At 55.4% G+C, this 24,450-nt stretch carries 20 protein-coding genes and 1 pseudogene; 16 read left to right on the top strand and 5 right to left on the bottom strand.

The annotated features are described in order from the left end of the window. Window positions 1-4 precede the first annotated feature (4 nt). Window positions 5-664 carry a hypothetical protein gene (locus tag KYK14_RS00165; protein ID WP_219156068.1) on the bottom strand — a complete coding sequence of 220 codons (660 nt, stop codon included), beginning with the start codon at window positions 662-664 and terminating at the stop codon, window positions 5-7. Between the two features lie 136 nt (window positions 665-800). On the opposite strand from KYK14_RS00165, the gene KYK14_RS00160 reads away from it, so the two are divergent. The 5 genes and pseudogenes from KYK14_RS00160 to KYK14_RS00140 all read left to right on the top strand — a co-directional run bounded on the left by KYK14_RS00160 (window position 801) and on the right by KYK14_RS00140 (window position 6,755). Further along, window positions 801-1,769, top strand: coding sequence for a carboxypeptidase-like regulatory domain-containing protein (locus KYK14_RS00160; protein ID WP_219156066.1), 969 nt, complete (start codon window positions 801-803; stop codon window positions 1,767-1,769). A gap of 142 nt (window positions 1,770-1,911) precedes the next feature. Continuing rightward, window positions 1,912-5,382 (top strand): methylmalonyl-CoA mutase family protein, encoded by a 3,471-nt coding sequence (locus KYK14_RS00155; RefSeq protein WP_219156064.1) that lies wholly within the window; start codon window positions 1,912-1,914, stop codon window positions 5,380-5,382. Window positions 5,383-5,514: 132 nt separating this feature from the next. Then, the gene (locus tag KYK14_RS00150) at window positions 5,515-5,730 is read left to right on the top strand and encodes a hypothetical protein (RefSeq protein WP_219156062.1); all 216 of its coding nucleotides are present in this window, start codon (window positions 5,515-5,517) and stop codon (window positions 5,728-5,730) included. Further along, window positions 5,712-5,837 (top strand): annotated as a pseudogene (locus KYK14_RS22520) (hypothetical protein); the annotation flags it as partial. The gene KYK14_RS00150 and the pseudogene KYK14_RS22520, both read left to right, overlap by 19 nt. A gap of 51 nt (window positions 5,838-5,888) precedes the next feature. Next, on the top strand, window positions 5,889-6,755 hold the full coding sequence (locus tag KYK14_RS00140; protein WP_219156060.1) for an ImmA/IrrE family metallo-endopeptidase: 867 nt from the start codon (window positions 5,889-5,891) through the stop codon (window positions 6,753-6,755). Window positions 6,756-7,084: 329 nt separating this feature from the next. Here the strand turns inward: KYK14_RS00140 and KYK14_RS00135 are convergent, their stop codons facing one another. Further along, a complete protein-coding gene (locus KYK14_RS00135) occupies window positions 7,085-7,573 on the bottom strand; it encodes a YciE/YciF ferroxidase family protein (protein WP_219156058.1) in 489 nt (162 codons plus the stop codon). Window positions 7,574-8,317: 744 nt separating this feature from the next. Then, on the bottom strand, window positions 8,318-9,226 hold the full coding sequence (locus KYK14_RS00130; protein ID WP_219156056.1) for a M50 family metallopeptidase: 909 nt from the start codon (window positions 9,224-9,226) through the stop codon (window positions 8,318-8,320). A 275-nt stretch (window positions 9,227-9,501) separates the two neighbouring features. On the opposite strand from KYK14_RS00130, the gene KYK14_RS00125 reads away from it, so the two are divergent. The 5 genes from KYK14_RS00125 to KYK14_RS00105 all read left to right on the top strand — a co-directional run bounded on the left by KYK14_RS00125 (window position 9,502) and on the right by KYK14_RS00105 (window position 15,691). Continuing rightward, window positions 9,502-11,376, top strand: a complete 1,875-nt coding sequence (locus KYK14_RS00125; protein ID WP_219156054.1) for a peptidoglycan D,D-transpeptidase FtsI family protein — start codon at window positions 9,502-9,504, stop codon at window positions 11,374-11,376. A gap of 15 nt (window positions 11,377-11,391) precedes the next feature. After that, complete coding sequence (locus KYK14_RS00120; protein WP_219156052.1) at window positions 11,392-11,925, top strand: DUF1493 family protein; 534 nt, start codon at window positions 11,392-11,394, stop codon at window positions 11,923-11,925. 180 nt (window positions 11,926-12,105) lie between these two features. After that, window positions 12,106-12,981, top strand: coding sequence for an aldo/keto reductase (locus KYK14_RS00115; RefSeq protein ID WP_219156050.1), 876 nt, complete (start codon window positions 12,106-12,108; stop codon window positions 12,979-12,981). Between the two features lie 70 nt (window positions 12,982-13,051). Then, on the top strand, window positions 13,052-14,572 hold the full coding sequence (locus KYK14_RS00110) for an alpha-L-fucosidase (RefSeq protein WP_219156048.1): 1,521 nt from the start codon (window positions 13,052-13,054) through the stop codon (window positions 14,570-14,572). Window positions 14,573-14,905: 333 nt separating this feature from the next. Then, window positions 14,906-15,691 (top strand): DUF2279 domain-containing protein, encoded by a 786-nt coding sequence (locus KYK14_RS00105; protein ID WP_246601615.1) that lies wholly within the window; start codon window positions 14,906-14,908, stop codon window positions 15,689-15,691. Between the two features lie 30 nt (window positions 15,692-15,721). On the opposite strand, the gene KYK14_RS00100 is transcribed toward KYK14_RS00105, so the two are convergent. Continuing rightward, complete coding sequence (locus KYK14_RS00100; RefSeq protein ID WP_219156046.1) at window positions 15,722-16,558, bottom strand: hypothetical protein; 837 nt, start codon at window positions 16,556-16,558, stop codon at window positions 15,722-15,724. Between the two features lie 302 nt (window positions 16,559-16,860). Here KYK14_RS00100 and KYK14_RS22270 point away from each other — a divergent pair, with 302 nt between their 5' ends. From KYK14_RS22270 to KYK14_RS00075, 6 genes are all read left to right on the top strand, one after another. Further along, window positions 16,861-16,995 (top strand): hypothetical protein, encoded by a 135-nt coding sequence (locus KYK14_RS22270; protein ID WP_258049046.1) that lies wholly within the window; start codon window positions 16,861-16,863, stop codon window positions 16,993-16,995. A gap of 161 nt (window positions 16,996-17,156) precedes the next feature. After that, window positions 17,157-17,981 (top strand): class I SAM-dependent methyltransferase, encoded by an 825-nt coding sequence (locus tag KYK14_RS00095; RefSeq protein ID WP_219156044.1) that lies wholly within the window; start codon window positions 17,157-17,159, stop codon window positions 17,979-17,981. A gap of 209 nt (window positions 17,982-18,190) precedes the next feature. Beyond that, window positions 18,191-18,820, top strand: coding sequence for a BamJ family beta-barrel-assembly machinery protein (gene bamJ / locus KYK14_RS00090; protein WP_219156042.1), 630 nt, complete (start codon window positions 18,191-18,193; stop codon window positions 18,818-18,820). 111 nt (window positions 18,821-18,931) lie between these two features. After that, complete coding sequence (locus KYK14_RS00085; protein WP_208306280.1) at window positions 18,932-19,396, top strand: hypothetical protein; 465 nt, start codon at window positions 18,932-18,934, stop codon at window positions 19,394-19,396. A 95-nt stretch (window positions 19,397-19,491) separates the two neighbouring features. Further along, entirely contained in the window at window positions 19,492-21,426 is a 1,935-nt protein-coding gene (locus KYK14_RS00080; protein WP_185283548.1) for a KUP/HAK/KT family potassium transporter, read from the top strand. A 23-nt stretch (window positions 21,427-21,449) separates the two neighbouring features. After that, window positions 21,450-22,418: a class I SAM-dependent methyltransferase gene (locus tag KYK14_RS00075; RefSeq protein WP_219156040.1), complete on the top strand. Its 969-nt coding sequence runs from the start codon at window positions 21,450-21,452 to the stop codon at window positions 22,416-22,418. 141 nt (window positions 22,419-22,559) lie between these two features. Here KYK14_RS00075 and KYK14_RS00070 read toward each other — a convergent pair whose 3' ends face one another. Then, window positions 22,560-24,368, bottom strand: coding sequence for a M61 family metallopeptidase (locus KYK14_RS00070; RefSeq protein ID WP_246601614.1), 1,809 nt, complete (start codon window positions 24,366-24,368; stop codon window positions 22,560-22,562). Between the last annotated feature and the right edge of the window lie 82 nt (window positions 24,369-24,450).

Below are 24,450 nucleotides of genomic sequence, written 5' to 3'. Positions count from 1 at the left end.
AGTTCTATTGACCAAGCATTTGTATATAGCCTGCTCGTAAAGTCAATAGTAAATAGACAAATAACAAAGCAACAGGAATAGTCAGATGGTCGCCATCAATCACCGTAAGTATAGCATAGAGGACAGCTAACAGGAGAAGAAAACCCCACCAACTTTCTACTAGTATGGCTCGCCATGTGTACTGACGTGCCTTTACGAACAGCGAAGCGGGCAGCTTAGCAGGCCACAAAGCCAGTAGTAACAAGCCATTCAAAAAAGGCCAACACCATAGCAAGGCCGTCTCACCATACATCAGCGGAATACCAATAGAATCGGCGAAAGGAGGAAAATCACCCCTTGCACCTCTATATAGATAATACCAGTGCAAGGCAACGAAGAGTAGTAGCCAACCAGCATTGAACCAGAGGAAGAACTGTTGCTTATTTAAAGTACGCAACTGCCGTAACTGGCCATTCGTGTAAGGACGTTTCCTGAAGACAAACAGAAATAAGGTAGCGCTAGCTATGGCAATGCCCGAACTGGCATCCAACAATGTGTTGCGAACTGTGCGAAGTTCAGCTTCTTTTTGATAATAAGCCTTTTTCCACTCTTTATCCAAAAAATGACTATTGTAGCGTATTGTATTCAATTCATCTTCTGCTCGTTGGCTTTTATAAGCAGGCATCCAGTAGGCATAAAGCCATATACCAGTTCCTAGCAGAAGGAATATAATTAGCAGTATCTGTACACGCATAGTAAATAGCTCTTAAATCGAGCCGAAAGTATTATTTACGCCTTATAGTTCCAATTCTTGAAGCCCCATGCGCCTCGGCCCCACCGGGGCTTTTTTGTGCGCGTTGCAACGCTATGCTACCCGGCTGCACTCCCTTAGCTGTATCAATCAACGCTACAGCTTCATGCGCCTCACCCTATTAGTCGGCTTTTTATCGATTCTATGTCGTCCTACCCTGCTGGTTGGCCAAACCCTGCAAGGACAAGTGTACCACGATTCTACCGCCTCGCCCGTGCCGTTTGCTTCCGTTGGGGTGAAAGGCAAGGCCATAGGAACTGTGGCAGATGCCCAAGGGCACTTCAGCTTCTCAGACTCGCCAGACCTTGTAGCGACGGATAGTGTGGTGGTTACATGCGTAGGCTACCAGCCGGCTCGACTAGTGGTACGTCAGTTACGGCAACAGCCCATAACTATCCGGTTGCGGAAGCAGCCGCAGACGTTGCGAGAGGTAGTGGTGCGGCACCAGCAACTAAAGCCACAGGTACTGGGACGCACCGGCACCAGCGGAATAGCCCACTGGGGTGTGAATAGTATTGTGGCGGATAGTACCCGCCGACGCGAAAAGCTCGGCTCGGAGTTCGGGACTTTCCTTACTTCCTCCCGTAACTGCTACGTAGACGATTTCAACGTGTACGTGGCTAGAAATCCGTTCCGGCAGGTCCGCCTTCGGTTGCTGTTCTATGCCGTCCGCGACAGCCGGCCGGCGGAATTGTTGCTGCCCGCCGATATTCAACTGGTGCTTACCGAACAGCAGCACGGCTGGATTAGCGTCGATTTGAGGCCTTATAATCTGCAACTCAACAAAGGTCAAAAGATAGTAGTGGCGCTGCAATGGCTCGACGCGGTTGGAGAAACAGCTAGCTATGATTCCTTTGATGTTCCAGCGGCCTTCCCGACTCCCCTGCATCTGGTCTACACCCGGAATAAAAGCCAGGACCAGTGGAAATTCTACCCCGGACAGCCCAGCCTGTACCTGAATGTGCAGAGCTGGCGGTAGGGGCGCGTTGCACGCGCTCGTCGTTGCTGACGTTGTTTAGGTAGCACGAGCTGAATGAGATAGCGCAACGCGGACGCCTTGCACGCGCCCCCGCTGCCTATTTCGTACCTTAGCCTACCCAAACTACCCACCCCACCCAATTATGCAAACCACCCCCGTTGCCCCCTATAAACCCCAGAATCACGTTCGCATCGTTACGGCCGCTGCCCTGTTCGATGGGCACGATGCGGCCATCAACATCATGCGCCGTATCATCCAGAGTAGCGGCGCGGAGGTGATCCACCTGGGCCATAACCGCTCAGTGCAGGAAATCGTAGACTGCGCCATTCAGGAAGATGCCCAGGCCATTGCCATTACCAGCTACCAGGGCGGCCACAACGAGTACTTCAAGTACATGCACGACCTGCTGCACGAGCGCGGCGCGGGCCACGTAAAGATCTTTGGCGGCGGCGGCGGCGTGATTCTACCCACGGAGATAGAGGAGCTGGAAGCCTACGGAATCGAGCGCATTTACTCGCCCGACCACGGCCGCGCTATGGGCCTACAGGGCATGATCAACGACCTGCTGGAAAAATCGGACTTCCCGACAGGCCAGCACCTCAACGGCGAAGTCAGCCACGTGAAGGAGAAGGACGCCCGCAGCATTGGCCGCTTGATTTCCGCCGCCGAAAACTTCCCGGAAGAATTCTCAGCTGTTAGCTCTCAGCTGTTAGCTGCTAGCTCTTCGTCCACAGAAAATAACGACAAGCCAACAGCTAACAGCCAACAGCTAATAGCTAAAACACCAATACTAGGCATCACCGGCACGGGCGGCGCGGGCAAGTCGAGCTTGGTGGATGAGCTGGTAAGGCGCTTCCTGCTCGATTTTCCGGAGAAGACCATTGCCATTATTTCCGTCGACCCCAGCAAGCGCAAGACGGGCGGCGCCCTACTCGGCGACCGGATTCGGATGAACGCCATCAACTCGCCGCGGGTGTATATGCGCAGCCTCGCTACCCGTCAGAGCAACTTGGCGCTGAGCAAGTACGTGCAGGACGCCGTGGACGTGGTACGCGCCGCCGACTTCGACCTGATTATCCTCGAAACCTCGGGCATCGGGCAGTCGGACACGGAAATAACCGAGCACTCCGACGCCAGCCTCTACGTGATGACGCCCGAGTACGGCGCCGCTACCCAGCTGGAGAAAATCGACATGCTGGATTTTGCCGACGTCATTGCCCTCAATAAGTTCGACAAGCGCGGCGCCCTCGACGCCCTGCGCGACGTACGCAAGCAGTACCAACGCAACCACCAGCGCTGGGACGCGCCCCTGGACCAGATGCCGGTGTTCGGCACCATCGCCTCCCAGTTCAACGACCCCGGCATGAACCACCTGTACCGGGCCGTGCTGCACGTGCTGGAAGAAAAAACGGGCGCTACCTTTGCCTCGCACCTCGAAACTCCGGTGGGAGAATCGGAGAAGATCTATATCATTCCGCCCCACCGCACGCGTTATCTTTCCGAAATAGCCGAAACCAACCGCCAATATGACCAGTGGGTCCACCAACAATCCGCAACTGCCCAGCAGCTTTTCGGACTTCAGCAAAGTGTCGACGCCGTCCGCAGCCTCGGGGCCGGAAGCCCTAGCGGAACCAGCGGGAGCAGCCCAGCCCTCGACGCCGGCGCACTCGTGGCCGGCCTGGAGGCCGCATTCGAGGAAATCAAGCTGCGGCTGGACGGGCAAAACTGGAAACTCCTGGAAACCTGGCCGCACAAGGTAGCCGCGTACAAAGCCCCGGAGTTTGTGTTTAAGGTGCGCGACAAGGAAATCCGCATCCAGACGCACACCCAGAGCCTCTCGGGCCAGCAGATTCCCAAGGTTTCCCTACCCCGCTACACGGCGTGGGGCGACTTGCTCCGCTGGCAGTTGCAGGAAAACGTACCCGGCGAGTTTCCCTACACGGCCGGCGTGTTTCCCTTCAAGCGCGAGGGCGAAGACCCTACCCGCATGTTTGCGGGCGAAGGCGGCCCCGAGCGAACCAACCGGCGCTTCCACTACGTGAGCATGGGCCTACCCGCCAAGCGCCTGAGCACGGCCTTCGACTCGGTGACGCTCTACGGCGAGGACCCCGACCTGCGGCCCGACATCTACGGCAAAATCGGCAATGCCGGCGTGAGCATCGCCTGCCTCGACGACGCCAAGAAGCTCTACTCCGGCTTCAACCTGGCCAACCCCAGCACGTCGGTGTCGATGACCATTAACGGTCCGGCGGCCACGCTGGCAGCGTTCTTCATGAACGCCGCTATCGACCAACAGTGTGAACTCTATATAAAGGAGAACGGGCTGGAAAGTGAGGTAGATGCCAAGATCAACCAGCTCTACCACGAGAAAAACCTGGAGTGCCCGCGCTACCAAGGCGCCCTACCCGAAGGCAACGACGGCCTAGGCCTGATGCTGCTCGGCGTGACCGGCGACCAGGTCCTCCCCGCCGACGTGTACGCCACCATCAAGGCGCGCACGCTCTCGCAGGTGCGCGGCACCGTGCAGGCCGACATTCTCAAGGAAGACCAGGCCCAGAACACCTGCATCTTCTCCACGGAGTTTGCCCTGCGCCTGATGGGCGACGTGCAGGAATACTTTATCACGGAGAAGGTCCGCAACTTCTACTCGGTGTCGATTTCGGGCTACCATATTGCCGAGGCGGGCGCCAACCCCATCACCCAACTGGCCCTTACCCTCAGCAACGGCTTCACCTTTGTGGAGTACTACGTGAGCCGGGGCATGGACGTGAACGACTTCGCGCCCAACCTGTCGTTCTTCTTCTCCAACGGCATCGACCCCGAGTACGCCGTGATTGGCCGCGTGGCGCGCCGCATCTGGGCCAAGGCCATGAAGCTGAAGTACGGCGCCAACGCCCGCTCGCAGATGCTGAAGTACCACATCCAGACCAGCGGCCGCTCGCTGCACGCCCAGGAAATCGACTTTAACGATATCCGCACCACGTTGCAGGCGCTCTACGCCATCTACGACAACTGCAACTCCCTGCATACCAACGCCTACGATGAGGCCATCACTACGCCCACCGAAGAATCGGTGCGCCGGGCTATGGCTATTCAGCTCATCATCAACCGCGAACTGGGCCTGGCCAAAAACGAAAACCCGCTGCAAGGCTCCTTCATCATCGAAGAGCTGACCGACCTGGTAGAAGAAGCCGTCCTGGCCGAGTTCGACCGCATCACGGAGCGCGGCGGCGTGCTGGGCGCCATGGAAACCATGTACCAGCGCGGCAAGATTCAGGAGGAAAGCATGCACTACGAGATGCTCAAGCACACGGGCGAGTATCCCATCATCGGCGTGAACACCTTCCTCTCCTCCAAAGGCTCGCCCACGGTCATCCCGGCCGAGGTAATCCGCGCCACGGAGGAGGAAAAGCAGTATCAAATCACGATGCTGCAAAACCTGCACGCCCGCAACCAAGGTACCACCGAGCAGCGCCTGAAGCAACTGCAACAGGTAGCCATTGCCAACGGGAATTTGTTCGAGGAGCTGATGGAAACCGTGAAGTTCTGCTCGCTTGGGCAGATTACGAATGCGCTGTTTGAGGTAGGCGGGCAGTATCGGCGGAATATGTAAGCCAGGGCGTCTGCTTTAGCTAATATGAAGCGAATAAAAAGTAATGGTTTTACACAAAGATTAACACCCTATTAGTCTTTGTGTAAAACCATTACTTTTTGCGCTAACTGTTACTTATAAATACTTGATATCATGAACACTACTGCAAAAGGAGATGCTTTTGAAGAAAGAGCTTTACGTATCGTTGAAGCTATGATAGAAGAAAAGAGAATCGCTGTAATGGCTGATGCATATACGATTAAAACAAAGGAGCCATATTATTCACATGCCAGAAAAGGAAATATTATTTTTGATTTAACAATAGAAGTTCAGCCCCCTGGTTCTAATAAATATTCTATATTTATATAATAGAATGTAAAGACTATAAAACACCGATATCTATAGACAGGCTTGAGGCATTCTGCAAAAAGATAGAGCAGGTTGCACCTCGAAACTCTAAGGCAGTATTTATTACTACAAGTAGGTTCCAAAAATCAGCTCACAACTTTGCCGAATCTCAAGGGGTGATGCTTGTCGGAGTAAACACAAGTAATCAATATAATATTATATTATACAATAAGCTAAAAACAGATCAATCTATACAGTTTTTCAACAAAAATGTGGTTCATCTCGATCAAGGGGAAAAATATTTAGAAAAAGAAATAGACACAACATTAATAAAAGCTCTTCAGAAAGTGAGCAATATTGAAAACAATATCAAAAACTATTCTAAAAAAGACATAGAATTAATAGCTAACGAAGTTTTAAATCATATAGACACAGGAATATTGAAAGGCGAAAGAATATTATCTATTGAAGATTTAGTAAAATACACAAATAGAATTTTAGGGCTTAAGGTCAAAAACACTGATAATACATCAATTTTTGGATGCTTTGATGTTAATAATCAAACCATTCATGTTAATCACAATCTGTATAAGGAAAAAAGATACAAGTTTGTTTTAGCGCATGAAATAGGCCATTGCCTAATCCATGATGGAGCACTTATAGAAAGTCAACTTATAAACACTTTACCTGACTCTGAGTATAATTTTAGAACAAATAAACACAGCTTACAGAACGAAAAGCAATGGATAGAATGGCAAGCAAATTACTTCGCAGCATGTTTAACAATGCCCAAAGCACCGCTTATGGCAATGCTATTACAATATCAAGGAAGATTTGACGCAAGAGAAGGTAATTTATACGTAGATGATCAACCGAATAATATTAAAATCTTTGTAAAAATTATCAATTCTATGTCTATACGCCTTGAGCTATCTAAGACTTCTATAATAAACAGGTTAAGAGAGCTTGGTAAATTCACTGATAATTCTAGAACTAAACCTATTGGACAGATAATGCATGATTACCAAAACCAACTAGTTATATAATTAACCTAAAGAATCTTATCCACCCTGCCGCACCAGCGGCCAGCCAATACCGCCCCGTCTAGCACCAAAACTGGCTACCTTGGAGCATGAAAGTTCCAGAAAAGCCACCCGTTGCTACCCCGTAACGCTTGTTCGAGCCTTTGGCGTAGTTAGTGGCACGTTGCTGGTGGCGGGCATCGTGATTGGGTCTGGTACCTCTATTGGGTGTTTAGGAGTAGCTATAAGCGGAACTTATACTCTCGCAGCCACAACATGCTAAACGCAAACCGCGCCGCCTGGAGCTATCCAAGCGGCGCGGTTTGCGTTTAGTAGGTAGAGAGGAAGCCCCCCTATTCCTGGCCCTCTTCAGCGAGAATCCGTTGGGCGATGTCGGTGTGCTTGTCGTCGGCCTGTTTGGCTTCTTGCACGGAGGCTTTCAGTTCTTTTTCGGTCTGCGAGAGGCCTGCGGAGGCAGCGTACGAGGCCACCGTGCCGAAGGAAGCTATCCAATAGTGTAGGGCCATTTGGCCGCTGGCAATGATGCCCAGGTCGCGCACGCTGTCGGTTTTGGCTTGCGCCCGAATCTCTTTGCTCACTTGGTAGTGAGCTTCCATAATTTCGTTGTCCTGGCTATCGGCGCCGCCTACTTCTTCGATGGCACGATCAAGGCGCTTGGCCCACTCCTTGGATGTTTCGTTGCCTTCCTTGAGGGCGGCTTTCAGCTCGGGGTGCGTGGCGTCGTCGAGAATTTCGTCGGTTGCTTTGGCGGCTACCTGGCTTCCTGCTTTTTGGGCTGATAAGCCGTCTTTGATGAGTTGCTTTAGGTCGTCGGTTTTCATGATACAGAGGATAAAAGATCGAAGGTGAGAATCACTTGTCTTGCCCTTTCAACGGTCCCCCTGTCGATTTGTTGGCGGCACCGATCAGCAACAAACACCGCGCTTTTATTTGCTATTACTACCTTATTATCAATATTTTGCACTTATAAACAACCTCATTACTTTCTGCGATACGAAGACAAAACCAAGGCCTCCTACCCCATAAATCCTATTGTTGTGACCGCGCTAAGGCCGAGCTTCTTCTTCCGTTTTTCGTCACCAAGCATATAGGTGGCAGTCAACGTTATAGCGTTCTATAAGCCACGAAATTATGCTGCATCAGCATACCTAGCTCCGGTATAGTCAATCGCTCTTTCGTGATACTACCCTGTCTCCTATACATGGGCTGGAGGAGGGTAGAACGTTATCGGCTAGTTCACGACAGCAGCTCAGCAACGTCTTGTCATTGAGGCTGCAAAATGACAATATCCTGTAGGTAAAACAGCCTTGGGCCATGAGCTACGAGGTGGCCAATCAGCACGACCCCAGCCAGCGCGAGGGCGCGCAGCCTATCTTACAGTTGAAGCTACTGCATACGGGCTGTACCTCTAGTGGCATGCAGGCAATCCGCTCCGATTGGGTACAATGCCTACTTGCGCAGGCTGGCCTCGACCTTGGCTACCCTACACAGACGCTACCCGCGCAACGGCTGCTTGTTCTGCCCAGCGCACGGTGTCTTGCAGCCATTCCCGATACAGATGAACACTACCCTGATCGAGGTTGCGAGGCAGCTCGCGTAGGGCGGCTTGCGCCTGCGCGTGGGCACGCTCGGCATCGCCGGCGAGGCGAGCCAGCGCCGCTTCTACGCGCGGCGGTTGGTCGGCTGGGGTGAAGGCGTTGAGCTGGGCGGGCTGCCGTGGCGTCGTGCTCGTAGGCGGCGCTGAAAAACGCGGATTCCAGCCAGCCGCTAGCTTGCAATGCCGCCGGCACTTGAGACAGCTGTTGGCGATAGTGGGCCAGTTGCTGCCCGGCAGCTACCGGGTCGCCCGCGTCGAGATAGTGCAGGTAGAGGTAGTGAGACAGATGGCATTTCAATGGGTGCTCGACGTGCAGGGCAGCGGCGGCTTCCAGGGCCGAGCGGTTCAACTCACGCGGTCGTGTGCCGACCATGCTGCGAATAGAGGCTGTCAGCATGCTTACTTCCAGCTCTTGTTTTGGTCCCCGGCGGCTTAGGTTGAGTAGGCGCATGCCGTCGCTGGCGAAGCCTCCGGTGTGAAAGGGAATGATGGTGACGACGAACAGCAGAAGAGAAATACCACCGCTCAGGACCAGCGCTATTGCCGGCACCGTGCCTTGAGCTGCGGCCGGCAGCAGCGTGTAGAGGCCTACCCCCAGCGCGCCCCATAATAGGCTGGCCAGTGGCCCGCCCGCAGCGAATACGCGGAACCGTTCGCGCAGCCGCACATCGTCGGTGGGCACACTGAGGGCCAGGCCCCCGGCTGTATTCAGGTTGCGGTTCCACTCGAAGCGTAGGTGGCCCGTGGGCTGGCGGCGCCACATCAGCGGGCCTATCGTGAGCCAGTGCAGGCGAAACCCTTGCAGGCGCCCGGCCAGTGCGTGGCCCAACTCGTGCAGACCAACTGCCACCAGCCACGCCACCAGCAGCAGGGCCAACAGCGCCAGTTTTTGCAGCAGGGTCCAGTGTAAGGAGATGGGTGGGGAAAGTAGTCCGTTTCTGGCAACTAGAAAACCTACAACCCCGCCCACTATTGCGAATATAAATAGTCTTAGTTTCTTCATGATAAAGCTGTTTAGGAAGTTGAAAATAGGGAGGTTGAACGTCATGCTGAGCGGAGTCGAAGCATCTTGCGTGCTGACGATAGATAGGATCACACTCGGTTCATCGAAAAGCACGGCCCGAAGCTCCGCAAATGCCTAGCTTTACTCTCATGCGCACGGTTTTCACGATTCAAGGACTACTCTTCTTCTTGCTGTTTGTAGGACTGACTGCCTGCTCCTCGTCGGACCAGCAAACCAGCGACCCGGCCCAGGCCGCAAACCCTACCTACACCCGGCAGCGCATCGTGGTGTCCGACTCGCTGCACCGGGGCCGCATTCTGGATCGGTACGACTCGGTGCTCGTGGATACGCGCCCGCAGTTTCTCCTGAAACTCCCGCGCCGCCTACTCGACACACTGGCGCTGGGTCAGCTGCTGGGTTGGGATTCGGTGACCGTTCGGCAGCGCCTTGCCGATGCCCTACCCTACGGCCTGACCTCTACCGGCTACCCCATTCAACTCCGCCTCACGGCCAAGGAAGCCGCGCGCGTGCGCCGCGACAGCAGCGCCACCAAGCTCCAGAAGCTTGTGCTGACCCAGCGGCGCCAGCGTGTGTACACAACCAGCGCGGGAGCTTCCGTACTGGGCTATCTGGGTGCCGAGGCGCAGGCCTTTTACCGCCAGGCCAAACGCGCCAAGCGCGGCCGCTTTTACCGGCTGCGCAATGGTGGCGTCGAAACCTATTATAATGGGCTGCTTACCGGGCATTGGGGCTATCTGCACCCGCTGGTGGATAAACAGGGCAATCAGCATGGCACCTGGGCGAAGGATACCGTTTTTCAGCAGGGTCAAGACCTGCACCTAACCATCGACGCGAAGTTACAGGCCTACGCCGAAAAGCTATTGGGCGGCCGCAAGGGCTACCTGGTGGCCCTGGACCCACGCACCGGCGAAATTCTGGCCTATGTGTCGGCCCCGGTGTACCCGGCCAGCACCATCACCGCACCCGACCAAGCGGGCGTACGCACCCAGCTGCTGCAAGATGCCGATATGCCGCTGCTGAACCGGCCGGCCATGCTGGCCAACCCGCCCGGCTCAGTGTTTAAGCTGGTGAATGCCGCCGCCGCGTTGCAGTTGGGTGCTATTCTCCCTACCACTGGGTTTCGCTGCGACCAATCGTTGGTGCGTTGCGTGCACCATCACCCCCAAGCCAACAGCCTGACCATGGGCCTGAAGTACAGCTGCAACCCTTACTTCTACCAGGCAATGCAGCAGCTCATCAACCGCGTGCCCGACAGCCTGGCCCAGGATTCGGCGGCGGCCCGCCACGTCAACCTGGCTTTGTGGCGGCGCTACGTCCGGTCGTTTGGGCTGGACTCGGTGCTGGGTGCCGATGTAGCACGCGAGGCACCTGGCTTCCTCCCTACCCCCGCCTACTATGATAAGAGCCGCGGCACCCAAAAGTGGACCTACCGCTCTATCTACTCGCTCAGCATTGGGCAGGGCGAAATCAACCTGACGGGCCTGCAAATGGCCAATATGGTGGCCATTGTGGCTAACCGCGGCTGGTATTACCCGCCGCACCTGGTGCGCAGCGTGGGCAACAGCGGCCCCCTACCCCGCTTCCGGGAAAAGCATCATACCCTGATTGATAGCGCCAACTTTGCGGCGCTGCTACCCGGCATGGTGGCCGTGCTACAGCGTGGCGGCACGGCCGAAGCCTCCAGCCTGGCCGACGTAGGCATTACAGTAGCCGGCAAAACCGGCACCGTGCAAAACGACGAAGGCGACGACCACGCCGCTTTCGTCGGCTTTGCCCCAGCCGACAATCCTAAGATTGCCGTGGCCGTGTACCTCGAAAATGCAGGTTTTGGGGCCACAGCGGCGGCGCCCTGTGCGGTGCTGGTGATGGAAAAGTACCTGCGCGGCAGCATTGCGCCTAAGCGCAAGCGCTGGGAACGGCGGATGCAGAGTAGGGCCGAGAGAGCATCGGTATTAAAGGTACAGCCCCGAAAACCTGTATTGGTCGACAGCGTATCCCACTAATCTTACTCTGCAACAATGCAAGCTTCACCCATCGATTACCAGCCTTTGGGACGCCTGGAAATAGCTGTTCGATTTGCCGATTTACGCCGGCTAGCCCATGAAGTACCACCCTATTTGGCGACTATGGTTGGCACGCAAAACGAGCCGTGGACGCTGCGGACTGCTGTGGAAGACGATTGGGGTGTAGCCGGATTAGATACAGAAGAACTGCTGCTCGCATTTGGAGAAAAGTACCGAGTTGATTTAACCAAGTTCGACTTTACGGGCTTTATTAGCCCCGAAGGCCTCACACCATGGCAAGGATGTGTGGCAACGGTCCTTTTGCCAAGTCTGTTATTTTTATGGTTGATCAAAACGGCTGTAGCTGGACTGTGCTGGCTATTTAACAGGTCGTGGGCTTCTGCTATCTGGCACTTTAGCCTGACAAGTATCGGGTCCAAGCCTCGGCCATACTCTGAGGTACTGACGACGGGCGATTTTGTAGCGTCAGCCGCGGCGGGGCTGTTTGTGAAACGCGAGCGGGTACGGTTCGCACTCGCCCGTCAATAGCCGGCTGCGCTCGAAACTAATTTATAGATGAAGCAACATATTCTGTATCCAACTCTGAAGTGATGGCCGCACCGTTTGCAGGCATTAGGCTTATGAATTAGCCAATACAGCTACTCCGAACTTACGCAGGCCAAGGCGGTTTGCTTGATATCCTCCTGATCAACTAAACCGTCCCTCCTCATGCCCTTCACCATCACCATCGCCTCTAACTCCACCCAACCACTTACCGTCAACCGCTTAGGCTACGGCACTATGCGCCTACCCGGTCCCGATGTATGGGGTGAGCCGGCCAACCGCTCCGAGGCCCTGCAAATTCTGCGCACGGCCGTAGAAAACGGCGTAAACTTCCTCGACACGGCCGATTATTACGGCGAGGACGTCACCAATCGCCTCATCCGCGAAGCCCTCTACCCCTACCCCGCCGACCTGGTTATCTGCACTAAGGTAGGCGCTACCCGTCGGCCCGATAAAAGCTGGGTGCCCTTCAACACGCCCGAAAATCTGCGCACCAGCATGGAGAACAACCTGCGCACCTTGGGTCAGGAGCAGATCCAACTGGTACACCTACGCCTGATGGGCCACGGCGCGGTACCGCTGGACGAGCAACTCGGGGCCATGTTTGAAATGCAGCGCGAGGGTAAAATTCTGCATGTGGGCCTCAGCAACGTAACCCGCGAGGAGCTAGAAACCGGCTTGCAGCTAGGCAATATTGCCACCGTAGAGAATATGTACGGCTACGCCCAGCGCACGACCCTAGCGCACGCGCACGGCCACAACCCCGGCGGGGAGGAAGTGTTGGACCTTTGTGAAAATCACGAAATCCCGCTGATTCCTTTTTTCTCGCTGCTGCACGCCCTACCCAAAGAACTCGATAAAATTAGCGAGGTAGCCCGCCGCCACAACGCCACGCCTGCCCAAATTAACCTGGCTTGGCAGCTGCACAAATCGCCCTGGATTCTGCCGATTCCGGGTACTTCCTCGCTGGCGCACTTGCGGGAAAATCTGGCTGCTGCCGCTATTCAACTGAGCGCGGAGGACATGGCGTATCTGGGGTAGGAAACGGCGGAGCGACATAGCCTAATCGCAAAGTTTGTTTCTTGTAGGCCCGCACCTTTCAACTCTCTGTATGTCGAGAAGCTTCTTCAGCGCCGTTCTACTCTGTGGCTCCACCTGTTTCTTAGCCAGCAAAACCCCCGACTATTTATCTGCCCACCACTTGCCAGGCCGACCTAGTGTCAGCGCGCCGGCGACCCCGCCGAAGCCCTACGGCGCCCTACCCTCGGCCAGGCAACAGGCGTGGCACACCACCGAAGTATACGGCATTGTGCATTTCACGCCTACTACCTTCGAGAACAAGGAGTGGGGCTATGGTGATGCGGACCCGAGCGTTTTCAACCCCACCGATTTTGATGCCGAGCAGATTGTGCGAGCAGCTAAGGCAGGCGGCTTGCGCGGTATTGTGCTAGTAGCCAAGCACCACGACGGTTTTGCGCTGTGGCCCACGAAAACCACGGCCTATAATATCTCGAAAAGTCCTTTCCGGGGTGGTAAAGGCGACTATGTGAAGGAGATGGAGCAGGCCGCCCGCAAACACGGCCTGAAGTTCGGGGTATACTGCTCGCCTTGGGACCGGAACAACGCTGCCTATGGCACTCCCGCCTACCTACCCATATACCAGGCCCAGTTGAAAGAGCTATACGCCAACTACGGGGAGCTGTTTATGAGCTGGCACGACGGCGCCAACGGCGGCGACGGCTACTACGGCGGTGCCCGCGAGAAGCGCTCCATCGATAACACCACCTATTATAATTGGGACCAAACCTGGGGCATCACCCGCAAGATGCAGCCCATGGCCAATATCTTCAGCGATATTGGCTGGGATGTGCGCTGGGTAGGCAACGAGGAAGGCCACGCGGCCGAAACCAGCTGGGCTACCTTCACGCCCCGCCCGCCCGAGGGTAAAAACGTAGCCGTGCCGGGTCAGGCCAACTACCCGCAAAGCCCCATGGGTATCCGCAACGGCGAGTTTTGGATGCCTGCCGAGTGCGACGTACCACTTCGCAAAGGCTGGTTCTACCACCCCACCGAGGCGCCCAAAACGCCCGAAGCGCTGTTTGATTTGTACCTGAAAAGCGTAGGCCGCGGCGCGGCCCTGGACCTAGGCCTGGCCCCCGACACCCGCGGCCAGCTACACGCCGACGACGTAGCAGCCCTCAAAACCTTTGGCGATATGGTGCAGCATACCTTCGCTGACAACCTAGCGAAGGGCGCCCGCCTCACAGCCAGTAACACCCGCCACAACACCTACGCCCCCGCCAAGCTGCTCGATGGCAACCGCCAAACCTACTGGGCCACCACCGACAACGTGCACACGCCCAGCCTGGAAATAGCTTTCACCGCGCCCAAAACGTTCGATATCATCAGCTTACAGGAGTACATTCCGCTGGGCCAGCGCGTAGAGGGTTTCACCCTTGAAGCTTGGCAGGATGGCGCTTGGAAGCCACTTTACACAGGCACGAGCATTGGGGCCAAGAAGCTGGTGAAGCTGGATGCGCCCGTAACGACCACCAAACTGCGCGTGGCCATCACAGCATCGCCGGTTTGTGTCGCCCTGAGCGAGGTAGGAGTGTATAAGCAGAGGCCGTAGATGCAGAGTAGGCCCGGTGAGCACTATACCTCACTGGGCCTGAGATGAAAGCAGGTGGCGGGGCGCTCGAAAGCTCAATGTGTAATCTAGCTTGATAAATGTGAAGCCTCTTATGGCCGTGCAGGACGAATTGCCGTATGTAAGAGACTTTTGCTTCACTTAAAATAGATTTTATTGAATTTTTCGACGCCAACTAATGCGCTTTCCTTTTTCTCCAAAGTAGTTGGTAGCATACTTCTGAATGTTGCAACTATATTCCAGACTGTTGCACAACCCACAGCCACCCCATCTGATACGCTGACTACCCATCAGAAACGCACTCGGCAGCTTGTATTGGGTACTGGCTTTGTAGTGGGCTATGCGGTTTCGCTCAAACTGCTCAGCGACGCGTGGTACAAAGAATATCCTCGCACCCGCTTTCACTTCTACGACGACAGCCACCACTGGAAGCAGATGGATAAAGCGGGCCACTTCTGGACTGCTTTCCACGAAAGCCGCATGGGCGTGGACGCGTTGCGCTGGGCAGGCACCTCCGAGAAAAAAGCCATCTGGCTTGGCAGCCTAGTTGGTCTGGCCCTGCAAACGCCCATCGAAATACTGGATGGCATGAGCGAAGGCTACGGCTTTTCCAACAGCGATATGGTAGCTAATGCTGCCGGTGCGGCGGGAGTGCTGGGGCAGCAGTTGGCCTGGGGCGAAATCAGGGTGATGCCGAAATTCTCGTTTCATAGTACGTCCTACCCCACTACCCGCCTTGAAAGCCTGGGCAACAGCTACGCCGGACAGGTATTGAAAGACTACAATGGCCAAACCTACTGGCTCTCGACGGATATATCCCGCTTTCTACCCTCTAGCACGCGCTACCCGAAGTGGTTAAACGTGGCAGTAGGCTACGGCGCTGCCGGGATGGTGGCAGGCGACCCGGCCCAGAACCGGGCGCTGGGCTACCGGCCCTACCGCAAGTTCTACCTTTCTCCCGACCTGAACCTACAGAACATTCCTACCCGCAGTGGCCTGCTGCGCACAGCCTTCTACGTGCTCAGCATTGTGCGCATACCTGCACCAGCTTTGGAATACAATACCAAGCGCGGGCTCGTGTTCCGCCCGCTTTACTACTAGCACCCCTGACGGCACCCATCCAGGGTAGGCTTACTTCGCTTCGCTTGACAGCTTATCTTTCTTATTTAAATCGAAACGATATTGTAGGCTGATTTGCCCCAGTAGCGTTCCTAATGATGGCGCTTCTTTCGTTGATCGTACAATAGAGCCTGCGTCTGTTGTATGAATGGCCACAAGGTTCGCTTCTGAAGTAGCCAATGGGAGAGCAACGCCTCCTTGAACAGCTGCTTTGAACCCCTTCCAGCGGTAGCCATAGCTTACGGCTGGCTCCAGTGTGATAACCCGTACTTGTTCATAGCGGTACCGGATATACCGCACGTTAGGGTGATTGTCGTAATAAGCGAAATCCTGGTAGTGTGAATAGGCCAACCGCATTCCAAATACTAGGTCGCTGCTCCGTCCCCTCTTTCCTAAGTTAATCTGGCTGAAGGCCGTCCAGTAGCGCGCACGAGTAAACTCCTTGCTATCCGAAAACCTTGTGTAGTACCAGGAATTATCGACGCTGCTGGTCCCGGCACCTGTGTACACCTCTACCCTATTGAGGTAGCGACGGTCGAATTGCTTGAAATAGCCTATGCCGCCTTGCAACACGTGGTTGTTATTACTCTGCACATAGGTACTACCCAGGATTGTGGTGTGGTTGCGCGCACTCCAATCGAGCTTGGCTGCACTGAACAGGGCAATATGATTGGTCAATGAACACGACACGTCTAGCTCATAGCCGCCACCCCAGCCAGCTCTTACTTGTAGCTGGCCTTTTTGATCGTGCAGCGGGGTGAGTAACGCATTCGCTATATAGGCGCCGCGCTGCGCCATTAGTGTCTCTGGAAGAAGTACAGAAAAAAGCAGTAGAAAAAATCGAAACATAAGGATGCGTCATAATTTATTTTCACCTACTGAAATATATCGGGTAGGAAATACACCCCCGAACGAATAAGCAAGTGTATTAGACTACTTACTGGCACAGCTCAAACAACTTATATAGTTACTGTTCAGTATTTTATACCGCCAATTAAAAGACTTTATACCAGACCCGTAAAACCAGCTACACGCACTACACCGGTGTTCGACCTGACGAAGGTAAAAGTATGCTTGCCTACTATTTCTCATAAATACGCTGTATCTTTACCCACAACCAACTGACCATCATCATGCTACCATCCATCACTATGAAAAGAAGCACTGTCGCCGTTTCGTCGTTTCTGTTGCTGAGCAGCCTGGGGTCGTTGAGCTTCCTGGCCTCTCAGGTGCGGGACCTGAACCTGTTTTTTGACCTGCGCGACGGCGAGGAGTTGCATTTCTAGGCTGCTTTTCCATACGGCTAGTTACTACCATGAACCCCGCCTATGGCGGGGTTTTCTGCATTTCAAAAAGTGGCGGAAGGTTGCATTAGCCGTTAAGCTTCTATCTTCACCTCAAATTAGATAGCCAACCTTTCCTCCCAAGCAGGACCTGACATATGCATATGGAAGAGTTTTTCGCATTATTTTTAGAAGAACTAAAGAGTAACTCCAAGCTTACTAGCTACTACAAATTTTTAGAAAATCCCGCCAGTTTCGAGTTTCGGAAGGCGTATGTGGTGCAACGGCTCCAGTATATTCTGGACCACCTGCCTACTACCGATGCCGCTATCTGGGATTGTGGCTGCGGCTACGGCACTACGGCTATTTTCCTGGCCCTGAATGGCTACAAGGTACACGGCACTACGCTCGAATTTTACTTCGCACGTATTCCGGAGCGGCTACAGTACTGGGCACAGTTTGGCGACGTATCGGGCTTCACGTATAGCTACGAAAACCTGTTTGATGTGCCGCCACCGCCGGCGTCCTACGACCACATCATCATTCAGGACACGCTGCACCACCTAGAGCCGTTGCAGGATGCCCTGCGCATTTTTCATCAGGCGCTCCGACCAGCTGGCAACCTCATCATTGTAGAAGAAAACGGGGGCAACGTGGTGCAGAATCTGAAGCTTTATCTGCGGCGCGGCAACAAGCGCATCATCGAAATCTATGATGAGCAGTTGAAGAAGAATATTTTGCTGGGCAATGAGAACATTCGTCCGCTTGCTACCTGGCGGCGCGAGCTGCACAAGCAGCAGCTCACCATTTACCCCGCCGACGTGCAGTACATTCGGCTGTTTCCGCCGTTTATGTTCAAGCAAAACAACACGCCGGAACTGGTCCAGCGGGAGGACCGCATATGGCGCCGCAACGCGCTGCTTAAAGAAAAGCTGTATTTCGGTCTAAACTTCGTGGCGGGTAAAATGCCGGAGGCTCGCAACGCCTAGCTGCGTAGTTCACTCTGCTGTAGGGCAGCTTATTACTTTGCACGTTTGCCCTACCCTGCTTGTCCGGCAGAGCATTTTTGTAGGCTTTTCCGCTACATACGCACTTCATTCTACGGGCTCCGCGAACTGGAGCCTGCTTTTTTTCTGCACTTTCGCGCCCATAACCGTATAAGAGCGGCATACACCTAATCGTTTCTAACCCTTACCACATGGAATTGACTTCGCTCAAGGAGCAAATCAGCTACATTATCGGCCGCGACATGGCCCGCAACTTCTCGCAGCAAGGCCTCGACCTAAACGTAGATGTGCTGGCTCAAAGTATGAAGGATGCCCTGGGCGGCAAGCCCAGCGCCCTCTCCAACGAGCAAATTGAGGCCGCCATGCGGCAGCTCCAGGAGCAACTGGGCGGCGCCGAAGAAGATGACACCCAAGACCCCAACGCCATGAATAACAACAAAGCCGAAGGCGAAGCCTTCCTTGCCGAAAACAAAAACAAGCCGGGTGTGACTACCCTGCCCAGCGGCCTGCAATACGAAGTACTGACTGAGGGCAATGGCCCCAAGCCTACCCCTAGCTCGTCGGTAACCACACACTACCACGGCACGCTCATCAACGGCAACGTGTTCGACAGCAGCTACCAGCGCGGTCAGCCCGCTACCTTTGGTGTGAACCAGGTAATTGCCGGCTGGACAGAAGCCCTGCAACTGATGCCCGAAGGCTCGAAGTGGCGCCTCTACATCCCTTCGGACCTGGCCTACGGCAAGCGTGGCGCCGGCCGCGACATCGGCCCCGATTCCACGCTCGTCTTCGACGTGGAATTGCTGAAAGTGAATAACTGACTAGCTGTTTCCCCGGCACCCGCTGCGTCTTCCGACCCGGCGGCTGTCGGGGAAACGTTTTTCCTGCCTTCTCCTACGGACTTTTCTACTCCTCCCCCTCCTCCCGTCGACTTGCCTACCCTGCGTAGCGAGGACAACCGCCTGGAGCTAACGGCCACAACTCTGCGCGTGCACGACCAGCGCTACAGCCTGCTGGAGCTGGAAGCCGCCGAATTGACGCCTGTTCGGTGGTTGCTGTGGTATATGCTGGGCGCGCTGGTGCTGGCGGGGGTGCTGCTGGCTTTCCTGCAAAACTGGCTGCGCACCCTACCTACCGCGCTAGGTCTGACAGTAGGCGCTCTGCTACTGATTTACGGAAACCGCGGCACCAACCGGCTGCGCCTGCACCGGGCCGGCCGCGAAGCCGCGCACTTTTCCCTACCCGGCGACCCGGCCACTTGGCAGCCCCTACTCCGTGAGCTAAACCGCCGCATTCGGGCCCAGCATGATGCTGCCGCGGCCCATGCCGCGCAGCTGCTAGCTGCCCTCACCCCGCCCGACGCTGCCCCGGAAACTCCACCTACCGATTCGTTTTAACCCGTCCTTGCTTTAACCGCGCATCCAGTGGTTTTGCTTTACCTTTGACGCGTCCGTTTCACTGGTTAATACCACCGTTTTCCCTCCTATTTTTTATGGACTCTAAACACCAGCACACCGCCATTTCTACGGCAGGTTTGCTTATCGCCCTGGGCATTATCTACGGTGATATTGGAACCTCGCCACTCTATGTGATGAAGGCAATTGTGCCGGGCACCATCGACCCAATTCTGGTGTACGGCGGCATCTCGTGCGTACTCTGGACGCTGACGCTGCAAACCACCATCAAATATGTATTGCTGACACTGAACGCCGATAACAACGGTGAAGGCGGCATTTTCTCGCTCTATGCATTGGTGCGGCGCCGGGCGGGCTGGCTTACCATCCCGGCCATTGTAGGCGGCGCGGCCTTGCTGGCCGACGGCGTAATTACGCCGCCCATTTCGGTGTCGTCGGCGGTAGAGGGGTTGGAGGCTATCTACCCCACTATCCCTACGGTTCCTATCGTTATCGGTATTTTGCTGCTGTTGTTCTTGTTGCAGAGCTTCGGAACGCAGATTGTGGGCAAGGCTTTTGGGCCAATTATGTTTTTGTGGTTCAGCATGTTGGCTACCCTGGGCATCTTAGGCATTGTGCAGCATCCAGAAATTCTGAAGGCTGCCAACCCCTACTATGCCTACGACTTGCTGGTGAACTACCCCGGCGGTTTCTGGCTACTGGGTGCCGTGTTCCTATGCACCACGGGGGCTGAGGCGCTCTACTCCGACCTGGGCCACTGCGGCAAGGGCAACATCCGCATCAGCTGGATGTTCGTGAAGCTATGCCTGCTACTCAACTACTTCGGGCAGGGCGCTTGGCTGATAAGCCATGCGGGCGAACAGCTTGATGGTCGTAACCCATTCTATGCTCTCATGCCCGAGTGGTTCCTGATCATCGGCATCGGCATTGCCACCATTGCAGCGGTTATTGCCTCGCAAGCGCTTATAACGGGCTCGTTTACCCTGGTAGCAGAAGCTATCCGCCTGAATATGTGGCCCAAGGTGAAGCTCAACTACCCTACCGATGTGAAGGGCCAGCTGTTTGTCCCGAGCATGAATCGGCTATTGCTGTTTGGCTGCATTGGGGTAGTGCTGTATTTTCAGCGCTCCGAGCACATGGAAGCAGCCTACGGTCTGGCTATCACCCTCACCATGCTGATGACGACGCTGCTGCTCACCATGTGGCTGCGCAGCAAGCGGGTACCCATAGCCGCTGTCGTGCTGTTTGTGCTGCTCTACGGCAGCATCGAGGGGTCATTTCTAGTGGCCAACCTCATCAAGTTCCCGCACGGGGGCTGGGTGTCGCTGGCCATTGGGGCCGCGCTGGTGGGCGTGATGTATGTGTGGCTGCGGGCCTTCTACATCAAGAAGCGCCTCACGGAGTTCGTCAAGATTGACCCCTATATGGAAGCGCTCAAGAACCTGAGCCACGATGATTCCATCCCCAAATATTCCACCCACCTGGTGTTTATGACCTCGGCCGAGCGGGCTTCCGAAATTGAGTCGAAGATCATCTACTCCATCTTCCAGAAGCGTCCCAAGCGTGCTGATATCTACTGGTTTGTGCACGTAGATACCACCGACGAGCCGTATACCATGGAATATAAAGTGGTGGAACTAGCGCCCAACGATGCCTTCCGCATCACGTTCCGACTGGGCTTTCGGGTAGAGCAGCGCATCAACCTCTACTTCCGCAAGGTGATTGAGGACCTAGTGCGCAACAAGGAAGTGGACATCACCTCGCGCTACGAGTCGCTGAGCAAGCAGCACGTGACGGGCGACTTCCGCTTTGTGGTGTTGGAGAAATACCTGTCTGTCGAAAACGACTTCCCTACCGTGGAAAAGCTGGTGATGCAGGCGTATTTCTACATCAAGCAATTCATTGCGTCGGAAGACAAGTATTTCGGCCTCGATACCAGTTCGGTGAAGGTGGAAAAAGTACCGCTGGTGATTGCGCCCGTTCGTGACGTAGCCCTCAAGCGAATTCAATAAGTACGGCTCGCCTACCTGTTGCTATGCCTTTACTAACCCGCGACGATTTTTCAGAGCTGCTAGCGAAAGTGCAGCAACGGGGGGCAAGTTATCTTTTCTCAAAGCTGAACCCTAGTGCCTTAGCCCGCACCCAGCGCACGTTCGACGACCCGACGCTGCAAACGGCTAACTGGTGGATTGTGCCTGCTGTGCGGGCGCGCTGGAATCAGAGAATCACGGGCGACCCTACCTTCCCCTACGAGCCCTACGTGGTAGCAAAGTATCTGCGAAACCGCACGGGCCTGTCGCTGTGCTCGCTGGGAAGCGGCAGTTGCAGCCACGAACTGGCTTTTGCCCGCCACGCCACATTTAGCCAAGTAGAGTGCGTAGACATTGCTCGTGCCCTACTGGACCAAGCTAAAATTCAAGCTCAACGCGAAGGGCTGCATAACATGCACTTCGTGGTGCGCGATATCAACCGCCAGCACTGGCCGCAAAACACCTACGACGTGGTGCTGTTCCACTCAGCCCTCCATCACTTCCAACATGTGGACGACGTGCTGGACAATGTGTGGCACGCCCTGCGCCCCGGCGGCCTAGTGGTCCTTTATGATTATGTAGGCCCCAACCGCTTGCAATGGAGCGCTGCGCAGCTATTCGCTGCCAACGAGTTGTTGGCGACCCTACCAGCCTCGTATCGGCGGCGCTACCGCAGCCAGCGTCTGAAAACGCGCATCAGCGGCCCCGGCCTGCTCCGGATGCTGGTTTCGGACCCTTCGGAAGCTGTGGAGAGTGAACAGATCAGAGGAGCAGTAAAGCAACGCTTTACGCTGCTGGAGGAAACTGAAGTAGGCGGCAATTTGCTTGCCCTCGTGCTCAAGGACATTGCCCATCACTTTCTTGCTAACACGCCACAGACGCACCAGTTATTGGCTACGTTGTTTGCGGCAGAAGACGTTTTCCTGACTCATCATCCCAGCGACATTCTGTTTGGGGTGTACCAGAAAACCTGAGCTTGCATTTTGTCATAATGCAACGGCCCCGCTGAATCTTTCAGCGGGGCCGTTTGCAGTTAAAGGACGTTGGGTTAGGGAGATATAATAGGACGAAATCGTACAAAAAGATTATTGTTTACTTCTCCTACTGTCTGTAACCTACTGCCCTACCGGCAGCCACTTGCGCAGCACTTTCAACTGCGCTTCGGTGGGGTTTTCTACCTGCTCCACGCGGTAGCGCTGGGTGGTGCCGGCCAGCAGCGGGAAGCTCACTTCCTTGATCTGGCCGTCGCGGTTTACCAGGAATTTGACGGTGGTACCGGCCGGCCGGCCAGTGAGGGCCGTGTTGGGGTCGGTGGTGATGCGGCCGCCGTCGAGGGCCAGGATTTCGTCGTTCACGTTCAGGCCGCCTTGCCAAGCGCTACCGTCGCGCACGACCGTCGTGACGGTAGGCGCGCCGCTGCGGGTACTGACCACGGCGCCTAGCACACCATCGGAGGTAGTAGGCGTGTTGGTGAGGCGCAGGCCCGCGTAGCCCAGGGCCGTGTTGTAGGGTAGGGTTTCGGTACCGTACACGTAGCGACGGAAGAAGTCGTCGAAGCGTTGGCCGGCTATTTTGGCCACGGCCGCTTGGTATTCTTCGTCGGTGAAGCCGCGCTTTTTCTTGGTGTAGTACTCCGAGTAGAGGTAGCGCATCACGTCGTCGAGGCTTTTCTCGCCCTTGGTGGCGTTAATCACCATCAGATCCAGCACAGCACCAATCACCTCGCCCTTATCGTAATAGCTGATGCTGGTGTTGTAGGAGTTTTCGTTGGGCCGGTACTGCTTGATCCAGCTGTCGAAGCTCGACTCGGCGGCTGACTGCACTTTGTTGCCAGGCGTATTTTCTACGCGGGTAATCACGTTGCTGAGGTCGGCCAGGTAGTTTTCGGGCTTCACGAAGCCGGCGCGCTGGGTAATCAGGTTGGAGAAATACTCCGTGCCCCCCTCGCTCACCCACAGCATGTGCGTGTAGTTTTCCTTATCGTAGTCGAACGGCCCGAGTGCGATGGGCCGGATGCGCTTCACGTTCCAGAGGTGGAAATACTCGTGCGCCACCAGCCCCAGGAAGCCCTTGTAGCCACCGGGTGTGTTGTAGGTGGTGCGCGACACTTCCAGGGTAGTCGAGAACAGGTGCTCCAGACCACCGCTGCCGCGCTCCAGGTTATGCACAATGAACACGTAGCGGTCCAGCGGATTCTGGCCCACCACGCGGTGCGCTTCCTCACACACCTTCTTCATATCGGCCAACAATTGCTGCTCGTCGTAACGGGCTTCGCCATACATGGCTACCGTGTGGGGCGTGCCGTTGGCAGTGAATTGCAGGATTTTCTGGTTACCGATTTCAATGGGCGAGTCGGCCAGCTCGTCGTAGTTGGTGGAGCGGAAGGTGAAGGGCGCGCTGCCGCTCACCGGCTTTAGACTGGTGCTCACCTGGCTCCAGCCAGTGGCGGGCTGCACCGTAAGGATACTCTCCAGCGCTTTTCCCTCGGCCGGATACATAAACACGCTGGTGCCGTTGAGGTAGCCGTGCGAAGCGTCCAGGAAGCTGGTGCGCACGCTCAGTTCATAGGCGTACACCTTATATTTAACGGTGAAGTCCTTGGATTTCGGGTGATACACGCGCCAAGTGTTTTTATCCACCTTATCGACTTGCAGCGCCTGCCCGCCGGCCGTTGCTACCATGCCCTCCACGTTTTTCTCAAACTCCCGCACCAGGTAGGAGCCGGGTGCCCACACGGGCATTTTCACGTCGGTGTAGGGCTTATTGAATCCTCCCAAGCTCATTTCCACCTCGAAATAGTGCGTTTGTGGAGCGGGCATCGAGAGGGTGTAGCGCAGGGTAGGCGAAGCGGCAGCAGCCGTGGCGGCCGTCAGCAATGACAGCGCCCCGGCGGCCACCAGTGTGCGGAAACGGGTAGGCAGCATGAACAAAAAATAATAAGTAGAAAAGCAGGAGTACACCCGACCCCAAAAGGCAGCCGGGGTTGCAAAGTACAGCCGATTTTTG

This window comes from Hymenobacter profundi, from assembly GCF_019334315.1.
Taxonomy (GTDB): Bacteria; Bacteroidota; Bacteroidia; order Cytophagales; family Hymenobacteraceae; genus Hymenobacter; species Hymenobacter profundi.
This window is presented reverse-complemented; position numbering and strand designations above follow the sequence as displayed.

Coding starts and splice junctions, on each gene's coding strand:
- KYK14_RS00070 (WP_246601614.1), bottom strand. CDS start 24,368: ATGCTGCCTACCCGTTTCCGCACACTGGTGGCCGCCGGGGCGCTGTCA.
- KYK14_RS00155 (WP_219156064.1), top strand. CDS start 1,912: ATGCAAACCACCCCCGTTGCCCCCTATAAACCCCAGAATCACGTTCGC.
- KYK14_RS00080 (WP_185283548.1), top strand. CDS start 19,492: ATGGACTCTAAACACCAGCACACCGCCATTTCTACGGCAGGTTTGCTT.
- KYK14_RS00115 (WP_219156050.1), top strand. CDS start 12,106: ATGCCCTTCACCATCACCATCGCCTCTAACTCCACCCAACCACTTACC.
- KYK14_RS22270 (WP_258049046.1), top strand. CDS start 16,861: ATGAAAAGAAGCACTGTCGCCGTTTCGTCGTTTCTGTTGCTGAGCAGC.
- KYK14_RS00140 (WP_219156060.1), top strand. CDS start 5,889: ATGCTTGTCGGAGTAAACACAAGTAATCAATATAATATTATATTATAC.
- KYK14_RS00100 (WP_219156046.1), bottom strand. CDS start 16,558: ATGTTTCGATTTTTTCTACTGCTTTTTTCTGTACTTCTTCCAGAGACA.
- KYK14_RS00160 (WP_219156066.1), top strand. CDS start 801: ATGCGCCTCGGCCCCACCGGGGCTTTTTTGTGCGCGTTGCAACGCTAT.
- KYK14_RS00150 (WP_219156062.1), top strand. CDS start 5,515: ATGAACACTACTGCAAAAGGAGATGCTTTTGAAGAAAGAGCTTTACGT.
- KYK14_RS00110 (WP_219156048.1), top strand. CDS start 13,052: ATGTCGAGAAGCTTCTTCAGCGCCGTTCTACTCTGTGGCTCCACCTGT.
- bamJ (WP_219156042.1), top strand. CDS start 18,191: ATGGAATTGACTTCGCTCAAGGAGCAAATCAGCTACATTATCGGCCGC.
- KYK14_RS00075 (WP_219156040.1), top strand. CDS start 21,450: ATGCCTTTACTAACCCGCGACGATTTTTCAGAGCTGCTAGCGAAAGTG.
- KYK14_RS00135 (WP_219156058.1), bottom strand. CDS start 7,573: ATGAAAACCGACGACCTAAAGCAACTCATCAAAGACGGCTTATCAGCC.
- KYK14_RS00165 (WP_219156068.1), bottom strand. CDS start 664: ATGCCTGCTTATAAAAGCCAACGAGCAGAAGATGAATTGAATACAATA.
- KYK14_RS00095 (WP_219156044.1), top strand. CDS start 17,157: ATGGAAGAGTTTTTCGCATTATTTTTAGAAGAACTAAAGAGTAACTCC.
- KYK14_RS00120 (WP_219156052.1), top strand. CDS start 11,392: ATGCAAGCTTCACCCATCGATTACCAGCCTTTGGGACGCCTGGAAATA.
- KYK14_RS00125 (WP_219156054.1), top strand. CDS start 9,502: ATGCGCACGGTTTTCACGATTCAAGGACTACTCTTCTTCTTGCTGTTT.